This is a genomic window from Devosia submarina, from assembly GCF_003056345.1.
GTDB classification, from domain to species: Bacteria; Pseudomonadota; Alphaproteobacteria; order Rhizobiales; family Devosiaceae; genus Devosia; species Devosia submarina.
Genome location: NZ_PYWB01000001.1, coordinates 45,932 through 66,525 on the forward strand (window position 1 = coordinate 45,932; position 20,594 = coordinate 66,525).

19 protein-coding genes are annotated in these 20,594 nt (G+C 58.9%); 14 read left to right on the plus strand and 5 right to left on the minus strand.

Annotated features, from left to right (window positions below; translation table 11 throughout):
- Positions 1–27: 27 nt before the first annotated feature.
- The 8 genes from DDE77_RS00195 to DDE77_RS00230 all read left to right on the plus strand — a co-directional run bounded on the left by DDE77_RS00195 (position 28) and on the right by DDE77_RS00230 (position 7,677).
- A complete protein-coding gene (locus DDE77_RS00195; protein WP_108395420.1) occupies positions 28–1,020 on the plus strand; it encodes an extracellular solute-binding protein in 993 nt (330 codons plus the stop codon).
- A 37-nt stretch (positions 1,021–1,057) separates the two neighbouring features.
- On the plus strand, positions 1,058–2,074 hold the full coding sequence (locus DDE77_RS00200; RefSeq protein WP_108395421.1) for a protein phosphatase 2C domain-containing protein: 1,017 nt from the start codon (positions 1,058–1,060) through the stop codon (positions 2,072–2,074).
- A complete protein-coding gene (locus DDE77_RS00205; RefSeq protein WP_108395422.1) occupies positions 2,071–2,889 on the plus strand; it encodes a DeoR/GlpR family DNA-binding transcription regulator in 819 nt (272 codons plus the stop codon). Before DDE77_RS00200 ends, DDE77_RS00205 begins: the two co-directional genes overlap by 4 nt.
- Before the next feature lie 15 nt (positions 2,890–2,904).
- A complete protein-coding gene (locus tag DDE77_RS00210; RefSeq protein ID WP_108395423.1) occupies positions 2,905–3,651 on the plus strand; it encodes a glucosamine-6-phosphate deaminase in 747 nt (248 codons plus the stop codon).
- Positions 3,651–4,649, plus strand: coding sequence for an N-acetylglucosamine-6-phosphate deacetylase (locus DDE77_RS00215; RefSeq protein WP_108395424.1), 999 nt, complete (start codon positions 3,651–3,653; stop codon positions 4,647–4,649). The genes DDE77_RS00210 and DDE77_RS00215 overlap by 1 nt, the downstream gene beginning before the upstream one ends.
- A 189-nt stretch (positions 4,650–4,838) precedes the next feature.
- Complete coding sequence (locus tag DDE77_RS19800) at positions 4,839–6,536, plus strand: GAF domain-containing protein (protein WP_170116448.1); 1,698 nt, start codon at positions 4,839–4,841, stop codon at positions 6,534–6,536.
- A gap of 124 nt (positions 6,537–6,660) precedes the next feature.
- Entirely contained in the window at positions 6,661–7,029 is a 369-nt protein-coding gene (locus tag DDE77_RS00225; protein ID WP_108395426.1) for a DoxX family protein, read from the plus strand.
- Positions 7,030–7,038: 9 nt separating this feature from the next.
- Positions 7,039–7,677: a DUF2161 domain-containing phosphodiesterase gene (locus DDE77_RS00230; protein WP_108395427.1), complete on the plus strand. Its 639-nt coding sequence runs from the start codon at positions 7,039–7,041 to the stop codon at positions 7,675–7,677.
- Between the two features lie 51 nt (positions 7,678–7,728).
- Here the strand turns inward: DDE77_RS00230 and DDE77_RS00235 are convergent, their stop codons facing one another.
- On the minus strand, positions 7,729–8,055 hold the full coding sequence (locus DDE77_RS00235; protein ID WP_108395428.1) for a hypothetical protein: 327 nt from the start codon (positions 8,053–8,055) through the stop codon (positions 7,729–7,731).
- 219 nt (positions 8,056–8,274) lie between these two features.
- Between DDE77_RS00235 and bla the strand changes: the two genes are divergently transcribed.
- Positions 8,275–9,138, plus strand: a complete 864-nt coding sequence (bla, locus tag DDE77_RS00240; protein WP_108395851.1) for a class A beta-lactamase — start codon at positions 8,275–8,277, stop codon at positions 9,136–9,138.
- Positions 9,139–9,189: 51 nt separating this feature from the next.
- Positions 9,190–9,540 (plus strand): hypothetical protein, encoded by a 351-nt coding sequence (locus DDE77_RS00245; protein WP_108395429.1) that lies wholly within the window; start codon positions 9,190–9,192, stop codon positions 9,538–9,540.
- Here DDE77_RS00245 and fcl read toward each other — a convergent pair.
- The 4 genes from fcl to DDE77_RS00265 form a co-directional block, all read right to left on the minus strand.
- The gene (gene fcl / locus DDE77_RS00250) at positions 9,535–10,482 is read right to left on the minus strand and encodes a GDP-L-fucose synthase (protein ID WP_108395430.1); all 948 of its coding nucleotides are present in this window, start codon (positions 10,480–10,482) and stop codon (positions 9,535–9,537) included. The genes DDE77_RS00245 and fcl overlap by 6 nt on opposite strands.
- A 26-nt stretch (positions 10,483–10,508) precedes the next feature.
- Positions 10,509–11,633 (minus strand): GDP-mannose 4,6-dehydratase, encoded by a 1,125-nt coding sequence (gene gmd, locus DDE77_RS00255; protein WP_108395431.1) that lies wholly within the window; start codon positions 11,631–11,633, stop codon positions 10,509–10,511.
- Positions 11,634–11,776: 143 nt separating this feature from the next.
- A complete protein-coding gene (locus DDE77_RS00260; RefSeq protein ID WP_108395432.1) occupies positions 11,777–12,259 on the minus strand; it encodes a hypothetical protein in 483 nt (160 codons plus the stop codon).
- On the minus strand, positions 12,256–13,005 hold the full coding sequence (locus DDE77_RS00265; protein WP_157959569.1) for a response regulator transcription factor: 750 nt from the start codon (positions 13,003–13,005) through the stop codon (positions 12,256–12,258). Before DDE77_RS00265 ends, DDE77_RS00260 begins: the two co-directional genes overlap by 4 nt.
- Before the next feature lie 354 nt (positions 13,006–13,359).
- Between DDE77_RS00265 and DDE77_RS00270 the strand changes: the two genes are divergently transcribed.
- The 4 genes from DDE77_RS00270 (at position 13,360) to DDE77_RS00285 (ending at position 20,415) form a co-directional block, all read left to right on the plus strand.
- Positions 13,360–14,916: a hypothetical protein gene (locus DDE77_RS00270; protein ID WP_108395434.1), complete on the plus strand. Its 1,557-nt coding sequence runs from the start codon at positions 13,360–13,362 to the stop codon at positions 14,914–14,916.
- A 74-nt stretch (positions 14,917–14,990) separates the two neighbouring features.
- Positions 14,991–16,943, plus strand: a complete 1,953-nt coding sequence (locus DDE77_RS00275; RefSeq protein WP_108395435.1) for a hypothetical protein — start codon at positions 14,991–14,993, stop codon at positions 16,941–16,943.
- A 17-nt stretch (positions 16,944–16,960) separates the two neighbouring features.
- The gene (locus DDE77_RS00280; protein ID WP_108395436.1) at positions 16,961–19,081 is read left to right on the plus strand and encodes a type I secretion system permease/ATPase; all 2,121 of its coding nucleotides are present in this window, start codon (positions 16,961–16,963) and stop codon (positions 19,079–19,081) included.
- The gene (locus tag DDE77_RS00285) at positions 19,078–20,415 is read left to right on the plus strand and encodes an HlyD family type I secretion periplasmic adaptor subunit (RefSeq protein ID WP_108395437.1); all 1,338 of its coding nucleotides are present in this window, start codon (positions 19,078–19,080) and stop codon (positions 20,413–20,415) included. Before DDE77_RS00280 ends, DDE77_RS00285 begins: the two co-directional genes overlap by 4 nt.
- Positions 20,416–20,594 lie beyond the last annotated feature (179 nt).

Sequence of the window (20,594 nt, forward strand, 5' to 3'; positions counted from 1 at the left end):
TGATCAAAAACGAACCGGAGGATTCGAATGAACATTCGCAGACGTACATTTATCGCAGCATCGGCTGCCGCACTGATTGCAACGACCAGCCTCACCGTCGGCCCCTTGGCGCAGGATGGCTCGGTGGTGGTCTACACCGCCCACAAATCATCCATCGTTGACACGCTGTTGCCGATCTTTGAGCAGGAAACGGGCCTCAAGGCCGAAGTGGTCAAGCTGGGTTCAGGCGATATTGCCAAGCGCGTACAGGCCGAAGCCGGTGCTCCGGCGGCCGATGTGATCTGGTCTATTTCCGGTAGCCAGCTAACCGAGCTCAAGGATCTGCTGGAGCCCTATACACCGCCCGAAGCCGACCAGATCGATCCCCAGTTCGTAAAGGATCCGAGCTGGACCCCTTACACCGCAGTGGTCTATGTGCTGGCGGTCAACACCGATCTGCAGCCTCTCGATAGCGCGCCCAAGACCTGGGCCGAGCTCGCCGATCCGCAATGGTCAGGCCAGATCGCCAGTGCACGTGCAGACGGTTCAGGCTCAGCCCTGCAGCAGCTGCAAACGGTTCTGACCGTTTTTGGCGACGAAGGCTGGGACAAATACGCCGAGATCGCCAAGAACTTCGTTTTTGCCGATTCCTCGGGTGCCGTACCGCGCTTCGTGGCTGACGGGGAAACGTCCATGGGGCTGACCCTGGAAGACAACGCCCTTGAATATGTCCAGGGCGGCGCACCGATCTCGATCGTGCACCTGTCGGACGGTACGGCGGCAACGCCCGATGGCGTTGGCCTCGTGAAGGGTAGCCCCAATCCCGAGGGCGGCAAGGCCTTCATCGATTGGGCGATGTCCAAGTCGACACAGGAAAAGCTCGCCCGCGATATCGGCCGCCGTTCTGTGCGGCTAGATGTGGAGGGTCCTGCAGGCACGCCGAACCTCGCCGATCTGCAGCTCGTGGACGTAAAGCCGCTGAGCGAGTTCGGCGGCGCCGAGGCTGTGCTCGCCCAGTGGCGAACTGCCATCGGCGAATAAGCCTGGCATCTCGTGCAAAACAGATAAGCAGGACTAAATGAGGCAGCTTGAAGCATTCACGTTGGGCAAGAAGTTTGCCCACCCAGAAGCCAATGAAGACAGCCTCGTGGTCATGCCGAACCGAGGTTACGCCGTTATTGACGGCGTAACCGACCGCAATGGCACCCGCTACGGCGGCATGCTTTCCGGTCAGTTTGCCTCGCGCACCGTGCAGCGGGCAGTTGAGCAGTTCCTTTTGGCACAAGGCGATCGCGGCAAGCCCGACCTGCAGTTCCAGGGGGGCGAGCACTTCGTGGAATATCTCGGCAAGGCGATCTATGCCGGCTATGTCGCCAACAACGCCGCGAAAGCCGTGGAAGCCGATTGGAAACTGCGCGGCGGCTGCACCATCATGGCCGCATTGATCATCGGTGACCGGCTTGAAATCGTCGCCGTCGGCGATAGCGGCCTGCGCCTCAACGGCACGGAAACCCTTCAGGTTCTCAAGCCGCTCGACGACGTTACGGCTATCCTGCGCCGCGAAGCGTGGACCTATTACGCAAACCTTGGCCATTCGCTTGCCGATTGCGACGCCTTCTCGGCCGCCTTCACCTGGCAAGGAACCAGAAATCAGCAGCCGGGCACCATTACCAGCGATCCGGAAATTGTTGACGCCATAGAATTCCGAGCGCTGGCAGCTTGCCGCCAGCACCTGCCTTCGGTGCCCGAGCAGGAACTTCTGCTGCTGATCCACCACGGCATTGCCCATGGTCAGGGCCATTTCCAGAATGTCACCGAGCCTGTGCTTGGCTATGGCGGCATTGACGGCTTCGCCGTTCCCTCACGTTTCATTGAGACGCGCAGCTATCCATTGGCCGACATCGACACTATCGAGCTATTCTCCGACGGCTATTTCAGGCCCGGCGCGGAGTTTGGCATCGCCGCCTGGGAAGCTGCATTCGCGGAAGTGGAAGCTGAGGATCTGCACAAGATCGGCCGCTACATGAGCACCAAGGGCACGACGGACACTCAATTAACGGACGATCGCAGTTATCTCGGTGTGCGCCTTAAATGAGTGGCCAGGCCGCTCCCGGGCTGCTCGGTTCTGCTGAGGACCCGCCAGCGGAGGGCGGACGCGCAGGCGAACGCCGCCAGGCTATCCTCGCTGCCGTACGGGCCAATGGTGCCGCTTCCGTGGCGGAGCTCGCGGCGCGCTTCGATGTCACCTACCAGACTATCAGGCGCGATCTAAAGGCACTGGAAAACCGGGGTCTGCTGCAAAAGGGTTTCGGAGGCGCCTTTGCTTCTCCCGGCGTAGCGCACCACACCTATGGCGAACGGCACGCCAGCCAGGTCGCGGTGAAGCGGCAATTGGTGGCGGCCTTGGAGGAGTTCCTCACCCCCGGCGCAACCATTTTCGTGGGTCTGGGCACGACCTTTGACTCGCTGCACGAAGTTCTGGTCCGCCATCCTGAAGTGCTTGTCGCTACGCCCAATCTTGAAGTCGCTCATTCCTGCGCGCTCAAGACCAACGCAACCGTTTATGTTTATGGCGGCTATGTGCGGAACAAGGACTCCTCGGTCCTCACAGTCAGCGGCGATCTACGGCAGCGCTTCAAGTTCGACCTCGCAATAATCGGTGCCAGTGCCATCGACCGCGAAGGGACTGTGCAGGAGTTCGACCCAATGGAAGTGGAACTGGTGCGTTCGGTCCTCTCCAATTCGCGCCAGGTGATCCTTGTGGCCCATGACGAAAAGTTCGGCCGGCGCGCTCCTCATCTCGTTACGCAACTGGCCGATGTGGACGTGTTGATCACCAATGGTGATCCCTCCCCACGGTTCGACGACCCCACCATTCTTTCAGCCTTGCGCATTATCGCCTTGCCCTAGCTACGGGAGCCCATCATGAAGATTTCCGTTCATCCGGATAAGCAAGCTCTTGGCGCAGCTGCGGCTGCACAAGGCGTGGCGTTGATCAACCAGGCGATTGCCCAGTTCGGGCAAGCCAATGTCATCATCGCTACTGGTGCCAGCCAGTTTGAAATGCTGGAGCATTTGCGCCGCGCCCCGGTGGACTGGTCCAAGGTGGCATTTTTCCACCTCGACGAATATGTCGGCCTGCCATCATCGCACGGTGCAAGTTTCCGCCGCTATCTGCATGAGCGGTTTCTCGATCTTCTGCCGTCTTACCGCTCTTTCCTGCCGGTGAATGGCGATGCCGCGGATCTCCAGGCGGAGCTGGAGCGCCTCAACACTGGGCTTGGGGATTTGCGCATCGACGTTTGCTTTGCCGGCATTGGGGAGAATTGTCATCTGGCTTTCAACGATCCGCCGGCCGATTTCGACTACGACAAGCCCTACCTCCTTGTGGATCTGGACGCCCAGTGCCGGCAGCAGCAATTTGGCGAAGGCTGGTTTGAGACCATCGATGCCGTGCCGACCAAGGCGATCTCGATGAGCATCAAGCGTATCATGGCCAGTCGCACCTTGATCCTGTCGGTGCCCGATGAACGCAAGGCGAGGGCGGTCCAGGCCGCCGTCGATGGGCCTGTCACCAATCTTGCACCGGCCTCGATCGTGCAGCAGCACCCTGATGCGACGCTATACCTCGACCCCGCTTCCGCTTCCTTGCTGGATCGGACAACGGCCTGATGACCACGACCCTGGGTCTGTTTGACCTGCAGGTGAATGGTTATGCCGGGGTCGATTTCAACGATCCTGCCATCTCTGCCGATGCCCTGGACCATGCCCTTTCTGCCATGCTCCGGGACGGTGTAACGGGCTGCCTTCCCACCATCATCACAGCCCACCCATGGGAACTCGAAGAGCGCTTCGCTGCTCTCGACGATGCCGTGACAAGGAGCCGGCTCGGGCCCATAATGGTTCCCGGCTATCATCTCGAGGGGCCGTTTCTACGTGCCGAGCCCGGCTATGCCGGATGCCATCCAATAGCGGCCATGCGTGACCCGGATGCCCGCTCGGTGCTTGAGCTCTCCAAAACCCTCTCGCGCCCTATCCTTATGGTAACACTGGCGCCCGAGCTCCCCGGCGCCCTTGCAGCTATTCGAAAACTACGCGAGTACGGCATTACCATCTGCATCGGTCACAGCGCGGCCCTGTTCAGAGATGTCGCAGATGCGGTACAAGCTGGAGCCAGCTGCTCGACCCATTTGGGCAACGGGCTGCCGCAAAACATGCCGAAGCTCGAAAATACGCTCCTGGCGCAATTGGCGGCGCCTGGGCTTGCCGGCTGCTTTATCGCCGATGGCCACCACATTTCCCCCGATGCGCTTGGCGCGTTGATCCGGCTGAAAGGTATCGACAACTCCATCCTCGTAACCGATGCCGTCCTCGCAGCAGCCGCACCCGCCGGCGCCTATCGCTTTGCAGGGCTCCAAATTTCCCTGGACGAGCACGGCGTCGTCCGGGTTCCCGGGCAAAGCAATCTGGCCGGCTCGGCCTTGCGCCTCGATCAGGCGGTGCGCAACATCGTCAAGTGGAACATCGCGTCCTTCCCCCAAGCCATAACGATGGCCGCCAACAATCCCCGGAAGGCCATTGCGGAATCCGCCAAACATCATGGCATCTCGCTACCCATTTCCAACATTGAATGGGACGATTTGCTGAGGCCACGCTACCTGACCAGCTAACCCTGCGACCTCCATTCCCGTCAATACTATCCCAAAGGCCCTTTCTATTAACACTTGATCGATCTACCATCACCCGAATACGCCGGTCATGCGCCGCCGCGTTTCATGTGCACCCTGCCCATCGGATGCTCCTGTGCCGATCCAAGCCGCCTCCGGGAGCGGCTGCGCCAAGAAGTTGCGAGGGCAGATATGGTGATTGACGAAGTCCTGAATGCAAATGCAGGCGGGGTCGCACAAGCCGCACTCCGCATTGCCCAAGCAGATTCCGTCGATGCTGTTGCCCAAGCGCTCCGTTCCGCGGCCCGATCATTGCTTGGCGGTCATGGCATCGCCCTGATCCGTCGCGAAGGTGATCTTTGTCGCTGTGAAGAAGAGGACGGCGCGGGTGCCCTATGGAAGGGGCACAAATTTCCGATGACCACTTCCGTCAGCGGCTGGTCGATGCTGAACCACCAAACAGTGGTCATCCCGGACGTCACTGACGATGAGCGTATTCCTTCCGGGCTCTACCAGCAAAGTTTGGTAACGTCGCTGGCCGTGGCACCCATTCGCCGCTCAAATCCCTTGGGCGCGGTGGGCGTTTACTGGGCGGAGCGTCATCAACCGACACCGGAGCAGATCGAGATTCTGGAAACCCTTGCCGACGCTGCGGCCAACGGAATGCAGGATCTTGCTTCCCCGCCCGCCGTGCCGGCGGAGGCTGTTGATAAAGGATCCCAAGGTTTCTCCCGGGACATTGAAGATGTGGCGAGCATTGCCGCCGTCCCGCTCATTCTCGATATAGCCTTGCAGATGACCGGCATGGGCTTCGCCGCAATTGCCCGGGTGACTGAAGACCGTTGGATCACTTGCCAAGCCCTGGACCATGTTGCCTTCGGCTTGAAGCCGGGGGACGAGTTGCCCATCGCAAGCACGATCTGCAACGAAATTCGTGGACACCGCACGCCAGTGGTCATCGATGATGTCGACGATGATCCGGCTTATCGTAATCATCACACCCCGCAGATTTATGGCCTCAAGAGCTATATCTCCTATCCCATCATCCTTGCCGACGGGCGCTTCTTTGGCACGCTATGCGCGATCGACACCAGGCCTGCCAAGGTGCGCACGCCTGTTGTGATGGGCACGTTCAAGCTTTTTGCCGAACTCATCGGCCAGCACCTCGACACTGGCGACAGGCTGCGCGCCACCCAAGCCGACTTGGTACACGAGCAAGAGCTCTCCGAACTGCGCGAGCAGTTCATCGCCGTGCTCGGTCATGACCTGCGCAATCCGATTGCTGCACTTGATGCAGGAACATCCAGGCTGATCAAGGAAGGCTGGACATCACGCAGCCCACTTGTTCTGCAGCTCATGAAGACCAGCATCGGGCGAATGTCCACGCTGGTGAGCAATGTGCTGGACCTCGCAAGAACCCGTCTGGGGGACGGCTTGGTCCTCGACATGCAAAAGGCAGATGCGGTCCAAACCCTCGTCCATGTCATGGACGAGCTGCGCCTTTCACATCCGGATCGAACAATCGTCGCGCAGCTGCCGCCCCAAGCTCCCATTCTCGCCGATCACAACAGGCTGGCGCAGCTCTTTTCCAACCTCCTCTCCAATGCCTTGACGCATGGATCAATGGACGCGCCCGTTCGCGTCGAGGCTCGGCTGGAAGGTGATCAACTCCAAATCCAGGTCAGCAATGCTGGAAAGCCCATGGCCGCTGACCAGATCGACAAGCTCTTCCTGCCGTTCCGTCGTGGCGCCTCGCAATCGCAAGGCTTGGGGCTGGGGCTATTTATCGCGTCCCAGATTGCTCTGGCCCATGGCGGAACATTGTCCGCCCGCTCTGATGAGTGCGAAACCTGCTTCAGCTTCCAGATGCCGTGCACAACATCGCCCTAGCACCGCGTGCCAAACACCTGCTCGGGCAGGCCATGCAAGCGAATAATGTCCGGCAGCCTGTAGAAATCACCATTCGCCGTTCGTCACTCTCACATCACTCAAGCGATTTGTGAAGGAAAAGAGAATGGCGATTGCAGGTTGGATTATGTCGGCGCTGGTGGTGTTATTTCTGCTAGGGGCATCGGCCGCCCCCAAGCTGATAGGCTCCCAATTGGCGGCCGATCCGCTCGCGGTTGTGGGCTGGCCAGCAAAGTACATGGTCCTGATCGGGATCATCGAGCTTTTCTGCGCGGTCCTCTATATCATCCCCAAGACTTCGCTGCTTGGCGCTGTGTTGCTGACCGGCCTGCTCGGCGCAGCATTGGCGGCAAATCTGAGGGTAGACAATCCCCTGTTCAGCCATACCCTGTTCAGTGTCTATCTTGGCGTGTTCGCCTGGGCCGGTCTTTGGCTCCGCGAGCCCAAGATTCGCGATGTTTTTCCCTTTACCTGAGCAGTCCTGATGGCCGAGAGCGACCTCTATCTCCCGATCAAAGCGTTCATGGAGAGCCTTGGTTTTTCCGTCAAAGGCGAGGTCAATGGCTGTGACCTGCTGGGGGTAAAGGATGGTGATGCGCCTGTTCTGGTGGTTTGCGAAATGAAGCTCAGCTTCAATTTGGAGCTGCTTCTCCAGGGTGTGGACAGGGCTGCAGCATGCGATGAGGTTTGGCTTTCAGCGCGCCTTTCCAAAACGGGAAAGGGCCGGGAGCATGACAGCAGATATCGCAATTTGTGCCGGCGCCTGGGCTTCGGCCTGCTCGGCGTTGCCCCTAATGGGCAGGTCGAGGTCATCGTTGCGCCATCTGCGCCGATGCCCCGTCGGGACCCCAAGCGCCGCTCGCGGCTGCTCGACGAACACAGACGCCGTATGGGTGATCCGAACAAGGGTGGAGGCAGCCGCCAACCCATCATGACCGCCTATAGGCAAGATTGTATTGCCTGCGCGAAAGCCCTGCTAGATGGGCCGTCTACCCCCAAGCAGCTCAAGACCCTTGTAGGGCGTGCTCCAGCGATTTTGAGCCGCAATGTTTATGGCTGGTTCGTGCGCGAGGCGCGGGGCATTTACGGGCTGACAGAGCTTGGAAGAAAAGCTGTCGCTTAGGCAGCCCCGCAGGCGGCTCGGCACAACCAAGCCGCCAAGATTTACCGAACGCTAGTCCGTGAAATCGAATTCGGACAGTTCACAAACATTGTTGTCGGCGGAGATCGCTTGATCACCGTCATCGAACACAGCGAGGAAGTCGAATTTGCAGTAGCCGGTGCCGTCATCGATGTTGACCATCGCGCTTGAACCGGAGGGCAGGATGTTCTCGCCAAGAATGTCTTCTTGCCAGTCCTGGGTGCCGGTGTTGGAAGCGTAGAATTCCACGATGTCATAGGACGACACATTGTTGATCTGAACGCGGCGGTCCAGGGCCGAAGCGTTCACAACGCCAGCAGCCAAAAAGACAAGCGCAAGGCTTGCCACAGTCTTATTCATGAATAACCCTCAAAGGCGATATATGCCCAAGCGCGACTTACTTCCAAACCCGTGCGCACGGCAAGTGCCGCCAAGAAAGAAGTACGGCGCGTGGTGAACAGTGCAGAACTGCCAAGGGAGGGTCGAGGAACCGGCAAGCTGCCTCTCTTTTGCGCCATTTCGGCTTCAGGTGCCACCATGCCCGGCGATGGCACCGGTGCAATCCAAGAGGACGCTTTCATGCCCAGAACGACTGCGCTTTTCCTGGCGATGAGCCTGGGCCTTTTTGTATCTAGCCCCGGCCTTTCGCAAGAAGGATCGCATTCCCTGGTTGAAGTGGCAGCTGCGCTCGAGGAAAAGCTCGACGCGCGGATAGGGCTGACGGTCTACGATCTGGATAACCAGAACACGTGGGATTATCGCGCTGATGAGCGGTTTCCCATGGCCAGCACCTTCAAGGCGATGGCCTGTGCGGCTCTGCTGAGCAGGGGGGAGACCGTGATGAACACTGCGGTCGAGATCGCCGCCTCGGACCTGGTTACCTACTCACCCGTGACCGAAGCTTTGGTCGGCCAATCCGTGCCTGCATCAGAACTCTGCGACGCCACCATGCGGACCAGCGACAATACCGCCGCCAACAAGGTGCTCCAGGTTCTGGGTGGTCCCGAGGCAGTAACGCAATTCCTGCAAACAATTGGCGATGTGACGACGCGCCTCGACCGGTGGGAACCGGACTTGAACCAGGGAACCCCTGGGGATCTGCGCGACACCACGACGCCCAAGGCAATCGCCCGTTCCTTGCACGATCTGGTACTTGGCAACAAGCTGGACGGGGTTGCCCGCAAACAATTCACCGCCTGGCTACTGTCCAACAAGGTTGGCGATCCGCTTCTGCGGGCTGGCATTCCCCCCGATTGGCGCATTGCCGATCGGACCGGCGCCGGAGGCCACGGCACCCGCGGCATCATCGCGGTGATGTGGCCACCCAACCGCGCGCCGCTGGTCGCCGCGATATACATCACGGAAACTGCGGCCTCAATGGAGGAACGCAACACAGCAATAGCGGAAATTGGAGCGGCTCTTGCCGCATCAGTGATCGACTAAGCGCTCGACAACGCGCCAACGATCTTATCCTCCGTCCTGAAAGCATTGTGCATGAAACGCGCCAGCATAATTTTGCTCCTCATCACGGCCGTCCTACCCTTCTTAACGACATTCGCTATTGGGGAGGAAGCAGAGAGATCACAATGGCAACAGGAGAAGTGCCGGATCTATGGGGAAGCCTGGGAAAAGGCGCTCGACTTCTTCGGCTCCGACGACATGAACTACAACTTCATGGCTGGAAACGAGAACTTCATCGCGGGCGGCTGCACCGAACAGGCCAATGTCTGTCCGCGCTCTGCCCAGGAGCTAGAGATCGCTAACGCCCTCACCATAGCGCTCATGAACGCTGGTGCTGCAAGCACTTTCCTGCCGTTCAGATGTGCGGCCCAAGATCAGCTATGAGCCTGGCGCCGCATGGTTGTGGAGAAACCAATCATAGGTCGCAGCAATACCGTCCTTGAGAGCGATACGCGGCTTCCACCCCATGGAACGCAGTTTGTCCGCGCTCATGAGTTTGCGCGGCGTGCCGTCAGGCTTGGACAGATCGTGGACCAGCTCGCCTTTGAACCCGACGAGCTCGCACACTATTTCAGCCAGTTCAAGGATCGTCACATCCTCACCGGAGCCCACATTGACGTGCTCCTCGCCCGAATAATGCTTGAGGAGAAAGACCAAGGCGTCCGCACAATCGTCCACGTGCAGAAACTCGCGCCGCGGCGTGCCCGTGCCCCATAGGGTGATCGATGGCGCATTGCTGAGCTTGGCCTCATGCGCCTTGCGGATCAGGGCAGGCAGAACATGGCTCGACTGTAGCTCGAAATTGTCTCCCGGCCCGTAAAGATTGGTCGGCATGGCGGAGATATAATTGCACCCATATTGCCTGCGGAATGCCTGGGCCAGCTTGATGCCGGCGATCTTGGCGATCGCATACCACTCATTGGTGGGCTCGAGCGGCCCGGTCAGGAGGGCATCTTCCGTGATCGGCTGCTGGGCAAGCTTGGGATAGATGCAGGAAGTGCCCAAGAAGAGGAGTTTTTCCACCTCAAGCTCATGGGCGGCGGCGATGATGTTCGCCTCGATCATGATGTTGTCGTACAAAAATTCTGCTGGCTCGGTGTCATTGGCCAAAATGCCGCCCACCTTTGCCGCCGCGATGATGATGGCATCCGGGCGGGCGTCCTCGAGGAATGCCTCGACCTCGTTTTGCCGCTTGAGGTCTACCAGCTCCCGACTGGCCGAAACAATCTCGCAGCCTTCGCTTGCGAGACGCCGCACCAGTGCCGAGCCTACCATCCCGCGATGACCGGCAACCCAGACGCGCTTGCCCCCGAGATCAAAGCTCATAACTCAGCCTCCTGAACCGGTCACAATCATTCCAGCGTAACCGGAAGATCCAGTCCATGCGACTTCAGCAGCGCATAGCGGCGGGCAGCCTTATGGTCTGCCTCAACCATCTCCCTGCACATTTCGCGCGCTGTGATCTCCGGGACCCAACCTAGCTTCTCCCTTGCCTTGGTTGGATCGCCGAGCAGCGAGTTCACTTCGGCAGGCCTGAAATACTTGGGATCGATCCTTACGATCACATCGCCAATGGCGACGCCCGGCGCCAGATCGCCTTCCACATCAGCGACAACACCCACTTCCTCATCGCCCGAGCCTTGGAACTGGAGAGTAATGCCCAGATCCGAAGCAGCCCAGATAATGAACTGGCGAACGGAATATTGCTTTCCAGTCGCAATCACGAAATCTTCTGCATGATCCTGCTGCAACATCATCCATTGCATCCGGACATAGTCCTTCGCGTGTCCCCAATCACGCAGCGCGTCGATATTGCCCATGTAGAGGCAGCGCTCGAAACCTAATGCGATGTTTGCCAGTCCGCGTGTAATCTTGCGCGTGACGAAGGTTTCGCCACGGCGAGGACTCTCGTGATTGAACAGGATGCCGTTGCAGGCATAGATTCCATATGCTTCCCGATAATTCACCGTGATCCAATAGGCATAGAGCTTGGCAACAGCATAGGGCGAGCGCGGATGAAACGGCGTTGTCTCGCGCTGCGGCGTTTCCTGCACCAGCCCGTAAAGCTCGGATGTGGAAGCCTGATAAAAGCGCGTCTTTCCCTCAAGGCGCAAAAAGCGAATAGCCTCAAGCATCCTCAGCGTGCCAACGCCATCCACATCGGCGGTATATTCGGGCGCTTCAAACGACACTTTCACATGCGATTGCGCGCCAAGATTGTAGATCTCGTCAGGATCAATGTCCCGCATCAGCCGCGTCAGATTGGATGTGTCAGACAGGTCGCCATAGTGGAGGACCATTCGGGCGCCATCCACATGTTGATCTTGGTAAAGGTGATCGATGCGTTGGGTGTTGAACGAGGACGCGCGGCGCTTGATGCCGTGTACGAAATAGCCCTTCTCAAGGAGCAGTTCTGCCAAATACGAGCCATCCTGGCCCGTTATGCCGGTAATCAGCGCGACCTTACCCGAACTCACGAGCTACCTTGCTTGTACTTGCTGGCTGGCCCTGGACGAGCTCAACACCCCCCACTTCCTTGAAGCAGTAAATGTACGTAGGTCAACAAGCATGTTGCTGCTGGCCGCACTTAAGGCCGCGCCAGCTACTGAGGGAGCGCCTCCTAGATGACGATCCCTCGGCCCGCCAGATAGTTCATCAATGAGCGATTGATCTCGACGACATGGGCAATGGTGGTTTCGAGACTGTTGAGTTCCGCCTCGTCGAGATCCTCCATCTTGCCGTAGCGCAGGTCGTCGCCAAAATCGGCGATGCGCATGAGCTGGGTACTCTCGATCTCGCCATTGCTGTCAAAGGAATAAACGCAATGGGTGTACTTGTTGCGCACCTTGGCTTCCCGCCGCATGGCGGCAACTATGCCCAGCGCATCGGCGCGCGATTTCGGGTCAGTGCGGGCCATCTTGGCCAGGCGCTCGATCAGGTCAAGACGCGCGCGTGTTGTGTTGAGCGTCAGGAAAATGACAATGGCGCTTTCCTTGTCGGTCCCGATCAAATGCGAGATCAGGTAGATCAGAAGGCTTTCCGTATTGGACCAGACATAGTTGAGCTTGCCGACCAGAGCAAACAGGCGCTCGGTCTTGCTCATCTGGGAGAAAGGTGCAGCTGAGCGCCGTTCCCCCGCATGGGGTCACCAGCTGCGTCATACCTGCTGTCCCCAATCCAGTCGCGGCATTTGGCAACGGCCTGGGTGCGATTGCTGACCCGGAGCTTGGCGAAAAGATTGCGGACATGCGCCTTCACCGTGTGTTCGGAAAGGCCCATCTGCGCTGCGATGATCTTGTTCTGGAGGCCCTTGGAAAGCAGACCCATGATCTGCGTTTCGCGCGGGGTCAGCCGGTGTGCGGCATAGTTCCGCCCATCCTCCCGTTCCCCGGTCTGGACCACGCCGGGCTTGGGGAACCGCATGGCAAGGTCCGGTGGGCAATACTCGCCTCCCGCCACAAGGATGCCCAGCACCGCTGCCAGTACGCCAATATCCATGTTCAACGGCACCAGCCCCCTGACCAGCCCGGATTGCAGCAGCTCAACGCTGCCCGACAGCAGCCTGCCACCCACCAGAAGGCCCATGGCGGCATTGGGATAGAGCCGCCGACCCGCAACAAGGTAGCGGGTCACGTCACTTTCAACCATGGGGCGCATCAGCACGAGGTCGACCATCTGGTCCGTCTCAAAGCGCGCGAAAGGATCGTGCAGCTCTACGGCAAAATTGGGCATTCTTTGGCTTGATAAATCCACCAGGACATCGAGCCCGGCTTCAGCGGTTGCGAGGAAAACAATCTTGGGCTTTCCCTGTCCGGCGCGCAATTCGGCCGGTTTTCCTAACCCGTGCATCCCGTTCTCCATGGGGGCTGAGCGCGAAAGGATCTGGCTGGTCCTTGCGACTGGATGGCTGGCGCCCCCTCGTTCTAACACCAGCCTTCGGCATAGCTGCGGGCACTGCTCCTGCTTGAGGCAGAGTTCTATGTGCCAGGTGCGGCCAACATATTTTCGCAAGGGCAGCAGTCAAATAAGCCGAAAAGTCTAGCTAAAATGCCTGTCTATAAAATGGGCATCGGCGCGCTCAAGGTTTCGGTGCTCGCCGAACTGGTTCGCAGATTCGGGGGCAAAACCAGGGACTGACGGCGCAGGACCCTTTCATAGAAGATTGAGGGCCGCGCCTGATTTCCCTTCTTGGGAGCAACCATCATGCCAGTCGAAAACCAAGGCGTCCTCCAGGACGACGGCTTTGTTAATCAGCAGAATGACGTCAACAATGACAACTCGATCGGGATCGGAGTTGCCGACAGCCTCAACGACAACTCCGACAGTTCCACGAACGATTCCGGCAACAACAGTTCCGATAATTCTGTTGCTGATAGCTTCAATGACAACAGCGATAACTCGCTCGACGTAGCACTCGAAAATATCGCGAACGACTCGTCCGACAATTCCCTCACCGACAGCGGAAACGACAACTCGGATAACTCAACCAATGATTCAGGGAACGACAGTTCAGATAACTCGATAGACGTCGCTCTCGATAATGTTGCCAATAATTATTCTGACAATTCCGTTTCGGACTCAGGCAACGACAACAGCGACAATTCGCTCGATGTCGATCTCGACAACGTCGCAAATGATTACTCGGACAATTCCGATAATTCCGACAATTCGGACAACTCGGATAACTCGCTCGACGTAGCCCTGGACAACGTCGCGAACGACTACTCCGACAATTCTGATAATTCCGATAACTCGGACAATTCCGATAATTCAGACAATTCGGATAATTCGATCGACGTCGCTCTGGACAATGTCGCTAACGATTACTCGGACAATTCCAACAACTCCACTAACGACAGCAACAACAACAACAGCCGCAACTGGTCCAATCAGGAGACATTCCAACTCGATGCCTCTATGACCAATAGCGGCAACTCCGATGATGACGTCAGCGACAGCGGAAACATCACGGATGCGTTCAAAGATCAGTCCATCGACATGGCCGACTCGAACAATGACAACTCCGATAACTCGGATAATTCGGACAATTCGGACAATTCGATCGACGTCGCACTCGACAATGTCGGCAATGACTCATCGAACAATTCCACCAACGACTCCAACAACGACAACTCGGATAATTCCGATAATTCCGACAATTCGGTGAGCTATGCCGACGCCTTCAACGACAAGTCGGATAACTCCATCAACGACTCGTTCAACGATAATTCGGACAACTCCGACAATTCCGATAACTCGGACAACTCCACCAACGACTCATATAATGACAACTCTACGGCCTTCGACCTCGATGTCGACATAGCCGACGCCTTCAACACGATCACCGACGCCTACAATGACTCGAGCCAAAGTTTCGGCGAGATCAGCGTCAACTTCGAGAATGTGTTCAGCGGTGCCTCCTTTGATGGCGGCATGGGCTTTGCCATGAACCAGGTGGCCGACATCGTCGACAACGACAGCCTGAACAATGTCAGCCAGAACAACCAGGGCAATTTCCAGGTCTGGGCCAACGCAGCGGAAAGCACGCTGGGATCGGACTGGGACGGCGTTGGCGGAAACCCGTTCTCCAGCAGCAGCGGCGGTGTTACCGCGGCAGCGGACAGCGATGCGACCGTTTCGGCAAGTGCCTTCAACCTCGATATCGCCATGGGCGCCAACCTGCAGCAGAACGCGGTGGACATTACTGTTATTGGCGGCGACTCCGACAGCTCGGTTGGCGACAGCGTCGACAACGGCTGATCTTCCAACCCGTAAGATGGAGGCACGCGGCTTAACCCGCGTGCCTTTCTCCGCTGGGAGGAGGGGAAGAGCAGATGCATCAAGACAGCATAAGCGAGACGATTGCCCACTTCATTGGCCTGTTCGAAACCCAGGCAGAAATAGCGCGGCTCCGACACGGATATGATGAGTTCTCCCATGTGGTGAAGAACCCGAACCCCGAGCCGCTGCCCGATGCCCATTCTCCTCTTCCGCGTCAGGTTCTGGAACTGACGCCCAACAATCCCCTCATCGAATATACGCCCGAGGCCACGCAGGCCCATGTGATCGCATCAACGCCGCCGCTCGCCATCAAATTGATGCCGATGCGCATGCCCGAGCCGGACTGGAGTCCCAAGCTTCCCTCGCTCATGCAAGGCGCGTCCCCTGGTGTGCCGGTCGAACCCACGCCGCTGATCGGTCCCGTGCCAGGCTCGGTCGGGATGATCGTGGCGCAATATGTCGAGCTCTCCGACAATGATGTCGTCGTGATTGGCGGCTATTCAGGACCGCTTCCAAATCACCAGCACGATAATGCAGCCCTCAACGGCATGATTGGCGATCTCGACGCCTTCTCGGCGCCCTTAACCGATCTGTCTTCCAACGACATTTTCCACACCATCCCTGAGTTCATGGCTGCAGCTGCCGACGCTGCGATGGAGATGGCGCAGTACCAGGCGCCCGGCATGTCGGTGTCCTCAGCCGTAGGCTCGGAAACCCAAGGCACGCATGTCAATGGTGAGCAGGTCACCGAGCTGCCGGTGCTCGAGGATTGGCTTCCTCCTGAACCTAGCGAGGAAGCGCCGGTGACCACAGGATCTGTGTCGCTGCAGACCGGCGACGACAGCATCACCGTTGCGACAGGGAACAATGTTCTCGCCAATCAGGCAACGATCATCGACGCGGGCCTTGCCCCTGCCATCGTTGCGGTTTTGGGCGATCATTTCCAGCTCGATCTCATCGCCCAGGCCAATGCCTTTATCGATATCGACCACGTAGACGCCGGCTTCCCCGGCGCTTCCACCGGCGGAGCAACGGCTGCCTTCAACATCGCGAGTTTCACAAACAACACGCTTGATGCGCAGGGCGCGGCTATCGCCGCCAACCCCGAGGCCATGCCAACAAACTGGACGGTCAGCATCCTTGAGGGAGATCTGGTTTTCCTCCAATGGGTCGCGCAATACACCTTTGCGTCCGACAATGATCTTGTGGTCATGACGGCAACCGGTTCGACCACCAATATCGACACGGGCAACAATGGCATCCACAACGATCTGTCGTTCGCCAATCTCGGCCTTTACTACGACATCGTCATCATCGGCGGAAATCTCTACGATGCCAATCTGATCTGCCAGACCAATATCCTTTACGACAATGATACGCTGCAGATGCTGGCCGATGCGCAGCTATCAGGGTCCTCCGAAACATCGGGCAATCTGCTCTGGAACCAGGCAAGCATCCTAAAATATGGCCCGCAAGGATCAACGGGCGCCTTGCCAGATCATTATTCCGGCGCTGCCGAAGCGCTGGGCCGCGGCGACTTGGGCATGCCGGACGGCTTCTCCGGCGATCCCGCGCTCGCAGGTCTGGGGCATCTGCGGGTGCTCTATGTCACCGGCAATGTCTACGACCTGCGCTATGTCGAGCAGACCAATGTATTGACTGACGCAGACACTCTTGCCGTCTACGCTCAAGGGGCAGAGGCGCTTGCCGGAAGCGAGTGGACGGTCAGCACGGGCCAGAATGCCCTGACCAATATCGCGAGCATCGTGGACTACGCCTCCGCCAGTGACACTTTTTACGTGGGCGGCGGCAGCTATTCAGACGCCGTCCTGATCCAGGCTGATTTGATGGACGCCACCTCTTCCAGCGCAACGGGCCTGCCCAATGAACTTGTGGCCTTCCTCGAACAGGAACCCGCCCTGCAGGTCACGCCCGATTTCTACCACGCGCCGATTTCCCATGCCGACTCTGCACCGGCAGACGTCATGCAATCCGTTCTCGCCTAAACCGGAGCACCGGGCCTATGCTTCACCAAGCCTTTTCGAAAACGCCTGTTGCCGATCCAGACCTCGAAAGAAGCGGCAGCACGATCCAGGACGTCCTGGATGATATAGACGCCGCTGTCAGCAAGCTCGACCGTCTTGCAACAGAACAGCCAAGTCCTGCTGAAAGACCAAGGCAAGCCGCACGGCAGGAGCAGCCTGCCGCCGAGGCGAAGCAACCTTTGCACGCCCCGTCGGTGCCGCCCGAGCCCAGCGCAGAAGCGCCGCTGAACAAGCCTTTTCCCGGCACCGGACCCAAACCAATCCCGCCAGTAATTGACGTGGAACGCGGCCTCCTGCGCCCTGGTGACCGGAGCCCCTCCAAAGGCGCGCAGGTCCCACCAAAGCCACCGGGCGGCGGGTTTCACCGGCGCACACCAACGCCGGATTTCGCCGAAAGCTTCCGCAACGGCATCAACGCAGTCCGGCGCAATCTGGCTGTGGTTATGGCCTTCACGATCGTCATCAACGTGCTGGTCCTCGCCATACCCGTCTACCTTTTCCAGATCTCCGATCGCGTGCTCACCAGCCGGTCCATCGACACGCTCGTCATGCTGACCGCTGTTGTGATCGGTGCCGTGGTGCTGCAAGCCATGATCGACGCGATCCGGCGCTTTATCCTGATGCGCACGGCCGTTGAAGTTGAAGCCCAACTCGGTGCGCCCATCTTGTCGGCCGCAGCGCGTGCTTCGCTCCATGGCACAGGCCGTGAATACCAGGTTCTGGGTGATCTGCAGCAGGTGCGCTCCTTTATCACCTCCGGAACGCTGCTGTCCTTTCTTGATGCCCCCATCGCGCCGCTCTTCGTGTTCGCCGTTTTCCTTGTGCACCCCCATCTGGGCTCAATTGTTGTCGCGGCCTCGATCGTCCTCGTCATCATCGCCTTCATCAACCAGAAGCTGACGGCCGGACATTTCGCCGACTCATCGGGCTTCCTGGGCCGGGCAACAGCGCATCTCGACTCCATGTCGCGCAATGCGCAGATCATCAACGCCCTGGCCATGATCCCAGAAGCCGTCCGCATCTGGGGGCGCGACACCGCCTTTTCCCTGCGCTCCCAGGTCATGGCGCAAGACCGCAACATCATCATGGCGTCGTGCTCCAAGGCATGCCGCATGCTGACCCAGGTCGCCATGCTCGGCTGGGGATCCTATCTCGCCATCCATGGAGAATTGACCGGCGGCATGGTGATCGCCGCCTCGATTATCGCGGCCCGTGCGCTGACCCCAATCGAAGGGGCCATTGAAGGCTGGAACAGCTTCACCCAGTTCAAGAACGCCTTCAAGCGCATCCGCCTGCTGCTCCAGACATCGCCCTTCAATTTCGAGCGCCTCCTGCTGCCCGAACCACGTGGACAGCTTGATGTCGAGCGGCTTCTCTTCGTGCCGCCGCCTACCAAGAAGGTGATCCTCAACGGCATTTCCTTCTCCCTCAAGCCCGGAGACTCCCTCGCCATCATCGGCAATTCCGGCGCCGGCAAGACAACACTGGGCAAGATGTTGGTCGGATCGATCCTGCCCACCTCGGGCAGTGTACGCCTGGACCTCATGGACCTGCGAAACTGGGACCAGCGTCAATTGGGCGAAAACATCGGCTATCTCCCCCAGGACGTGCAGCTCTTTCCCGGCACCATCAAGGCCAACATTGCCCGCATGCGCGAAGATGCCGACGACAAGGCCATTTTCGATGCAGCCATTCTGGCCGATGTGCACCAGCTCATCGCCACATTCCCTCAGGGCTACGAAACGGTGGTCGCGGGCGATGGCGCCCCGCTATCTGGCGGTCAGAAGCAGCGCATCGCCCTGGCTCGCGCCTTTTTCGGCTCGCCTAAGCTAGTGGTGCTCGACGAGCCCAATTCCAACCTCGATACCCAGGGCGAAACGGCCCTAGCCAAGGCCATCATGCATGCCCGCGAGCAAAAGATCACCGTTGTCACAATAACCCAAAGGCCGGCCCTGCTGCGCGCCGTGGACAAGATCCTGGTTCTCGACAATGGCACCGTCACCATGTTCGGCGAGCGCGACGAAGTCATGTCCGCGCTGTCCAAACCTCGCCAACAGCCAAATACGGGCGGCGAACTTTCAAAGGGCAGGGCATCGTGACCGCAATCACCGAAGGCAAGACAATCGAGTGGTATTCGGCCGTCCCACGCTCCATCAGGGTGCATGCCATCATCGGGGGCGTTCTTGTGGCGACAGTCTTTGGCGGTTTCTCCGTCTGGGCTGCCACTGCGCCCTTGGCCGCAGCGGTCATCGCATCGGGAAGCTTCGTGGCGTCGGGCGAAAACAAGATCATCCAGCACCTTGAGGGCGGGATCATCGGTGCCATCCTGGTGCGCGAAGGCGCGCGGGTGGAGGAGGGGCAGGATCTGGTCAAGCTTGACGAGACTGCCGCACGCGCCAATGCCCGCCAACTCACCCTACGCGGGCTGCGGCTGGAAGCAACCCTTGCTCGCCTGAGCGCCCGCGCCACGAACCTTACCAGCTATACTTCGCCCGCCTCCGTACTCGAGGCCATCGCTGATCCCGAAGTGCAGGCGATCGATGAAAGCCAGCGCAAGAACTTCGAGTCGGCAGCCTCCAAGCTGGACAACGACATCGATGTTCTTCAACAGAACATTTCCGCCCTCGAGTTCGAACGCGACGGCAATGCCGACCAGATTCGCTCCCTGGAACGCCAGCAGACTCTGCTCGAAGAACAATTGGAATCCCTGAGCACGCTGCTGGAACGCCAATTGGCGACCCGCTCGGCGGTAAGCGCCGTGCAGCGCGCCCTTGCCGAAGCAGACGGCGCTATTGCCGAATTGCGAGCAGAAATGGAAGCCGACGATGCGCAGATCGCCCGCTTCGAGCGCCAGATCATTCAGTTGCGCGATGCCGCCCGCCAGTCAGCCTTTGACGAGATGCAAGCGGTGGAAGCCGAATTGGACGCAATTCGCGAGCAAACCCGACAGGCACGGGATATCCTGGGCCGCACAGTGATAAAGGCCCCTGTAGCCGGTACCGTCGTGCGGCTCTATTATCATACGCCCGGTGGCGTCATCGAAACCGGCAAGGCGATCATGGAAATCCTGCCATCGAACGTGCCCCTGATCATCGAGGCGCAGGTTTCGCGCATGCAGATCGACGAGGTCCGCGAAGGGGAGACCGCCTCCATCCGCCTCACCTCCCTCAACCAGCGAACAACGCCCATCCTGACCGGAACGGTTGATTATGTCTCGGCCGACTCCGTGGTCAACGGCGCCGACTCTGCCGCAGGCGAGGTCTACGTTGCCCGCGTCTCCGTGCCGCCCGAGCAGATCGAGCGCGTCAGGAGCTTCACACCCACGCCGGGCATGCCCGCCGAGATCCTGATCCAGACCCACGAGCGCACCTTCCTCGAATATCTGGTCAAGCCCATCGAAGACAGCATGTCCCGCGCCTTCCGCGAGCAATAGCAGGCACCGGCGTCTTCAAAAGGTGAAGGTACTTAAGGATGACTTTTACGGTTAGCCCATAGTGCCTACGGCAAGTGCAAATATATTTGTTAAGTTTGGGGCATGTTGCAAACGCCCAATCTAAAGATACTCATCGTTGCTCCAAATGCTTCTTCGCAGTTTGGCGGAGAAGCGTTTCT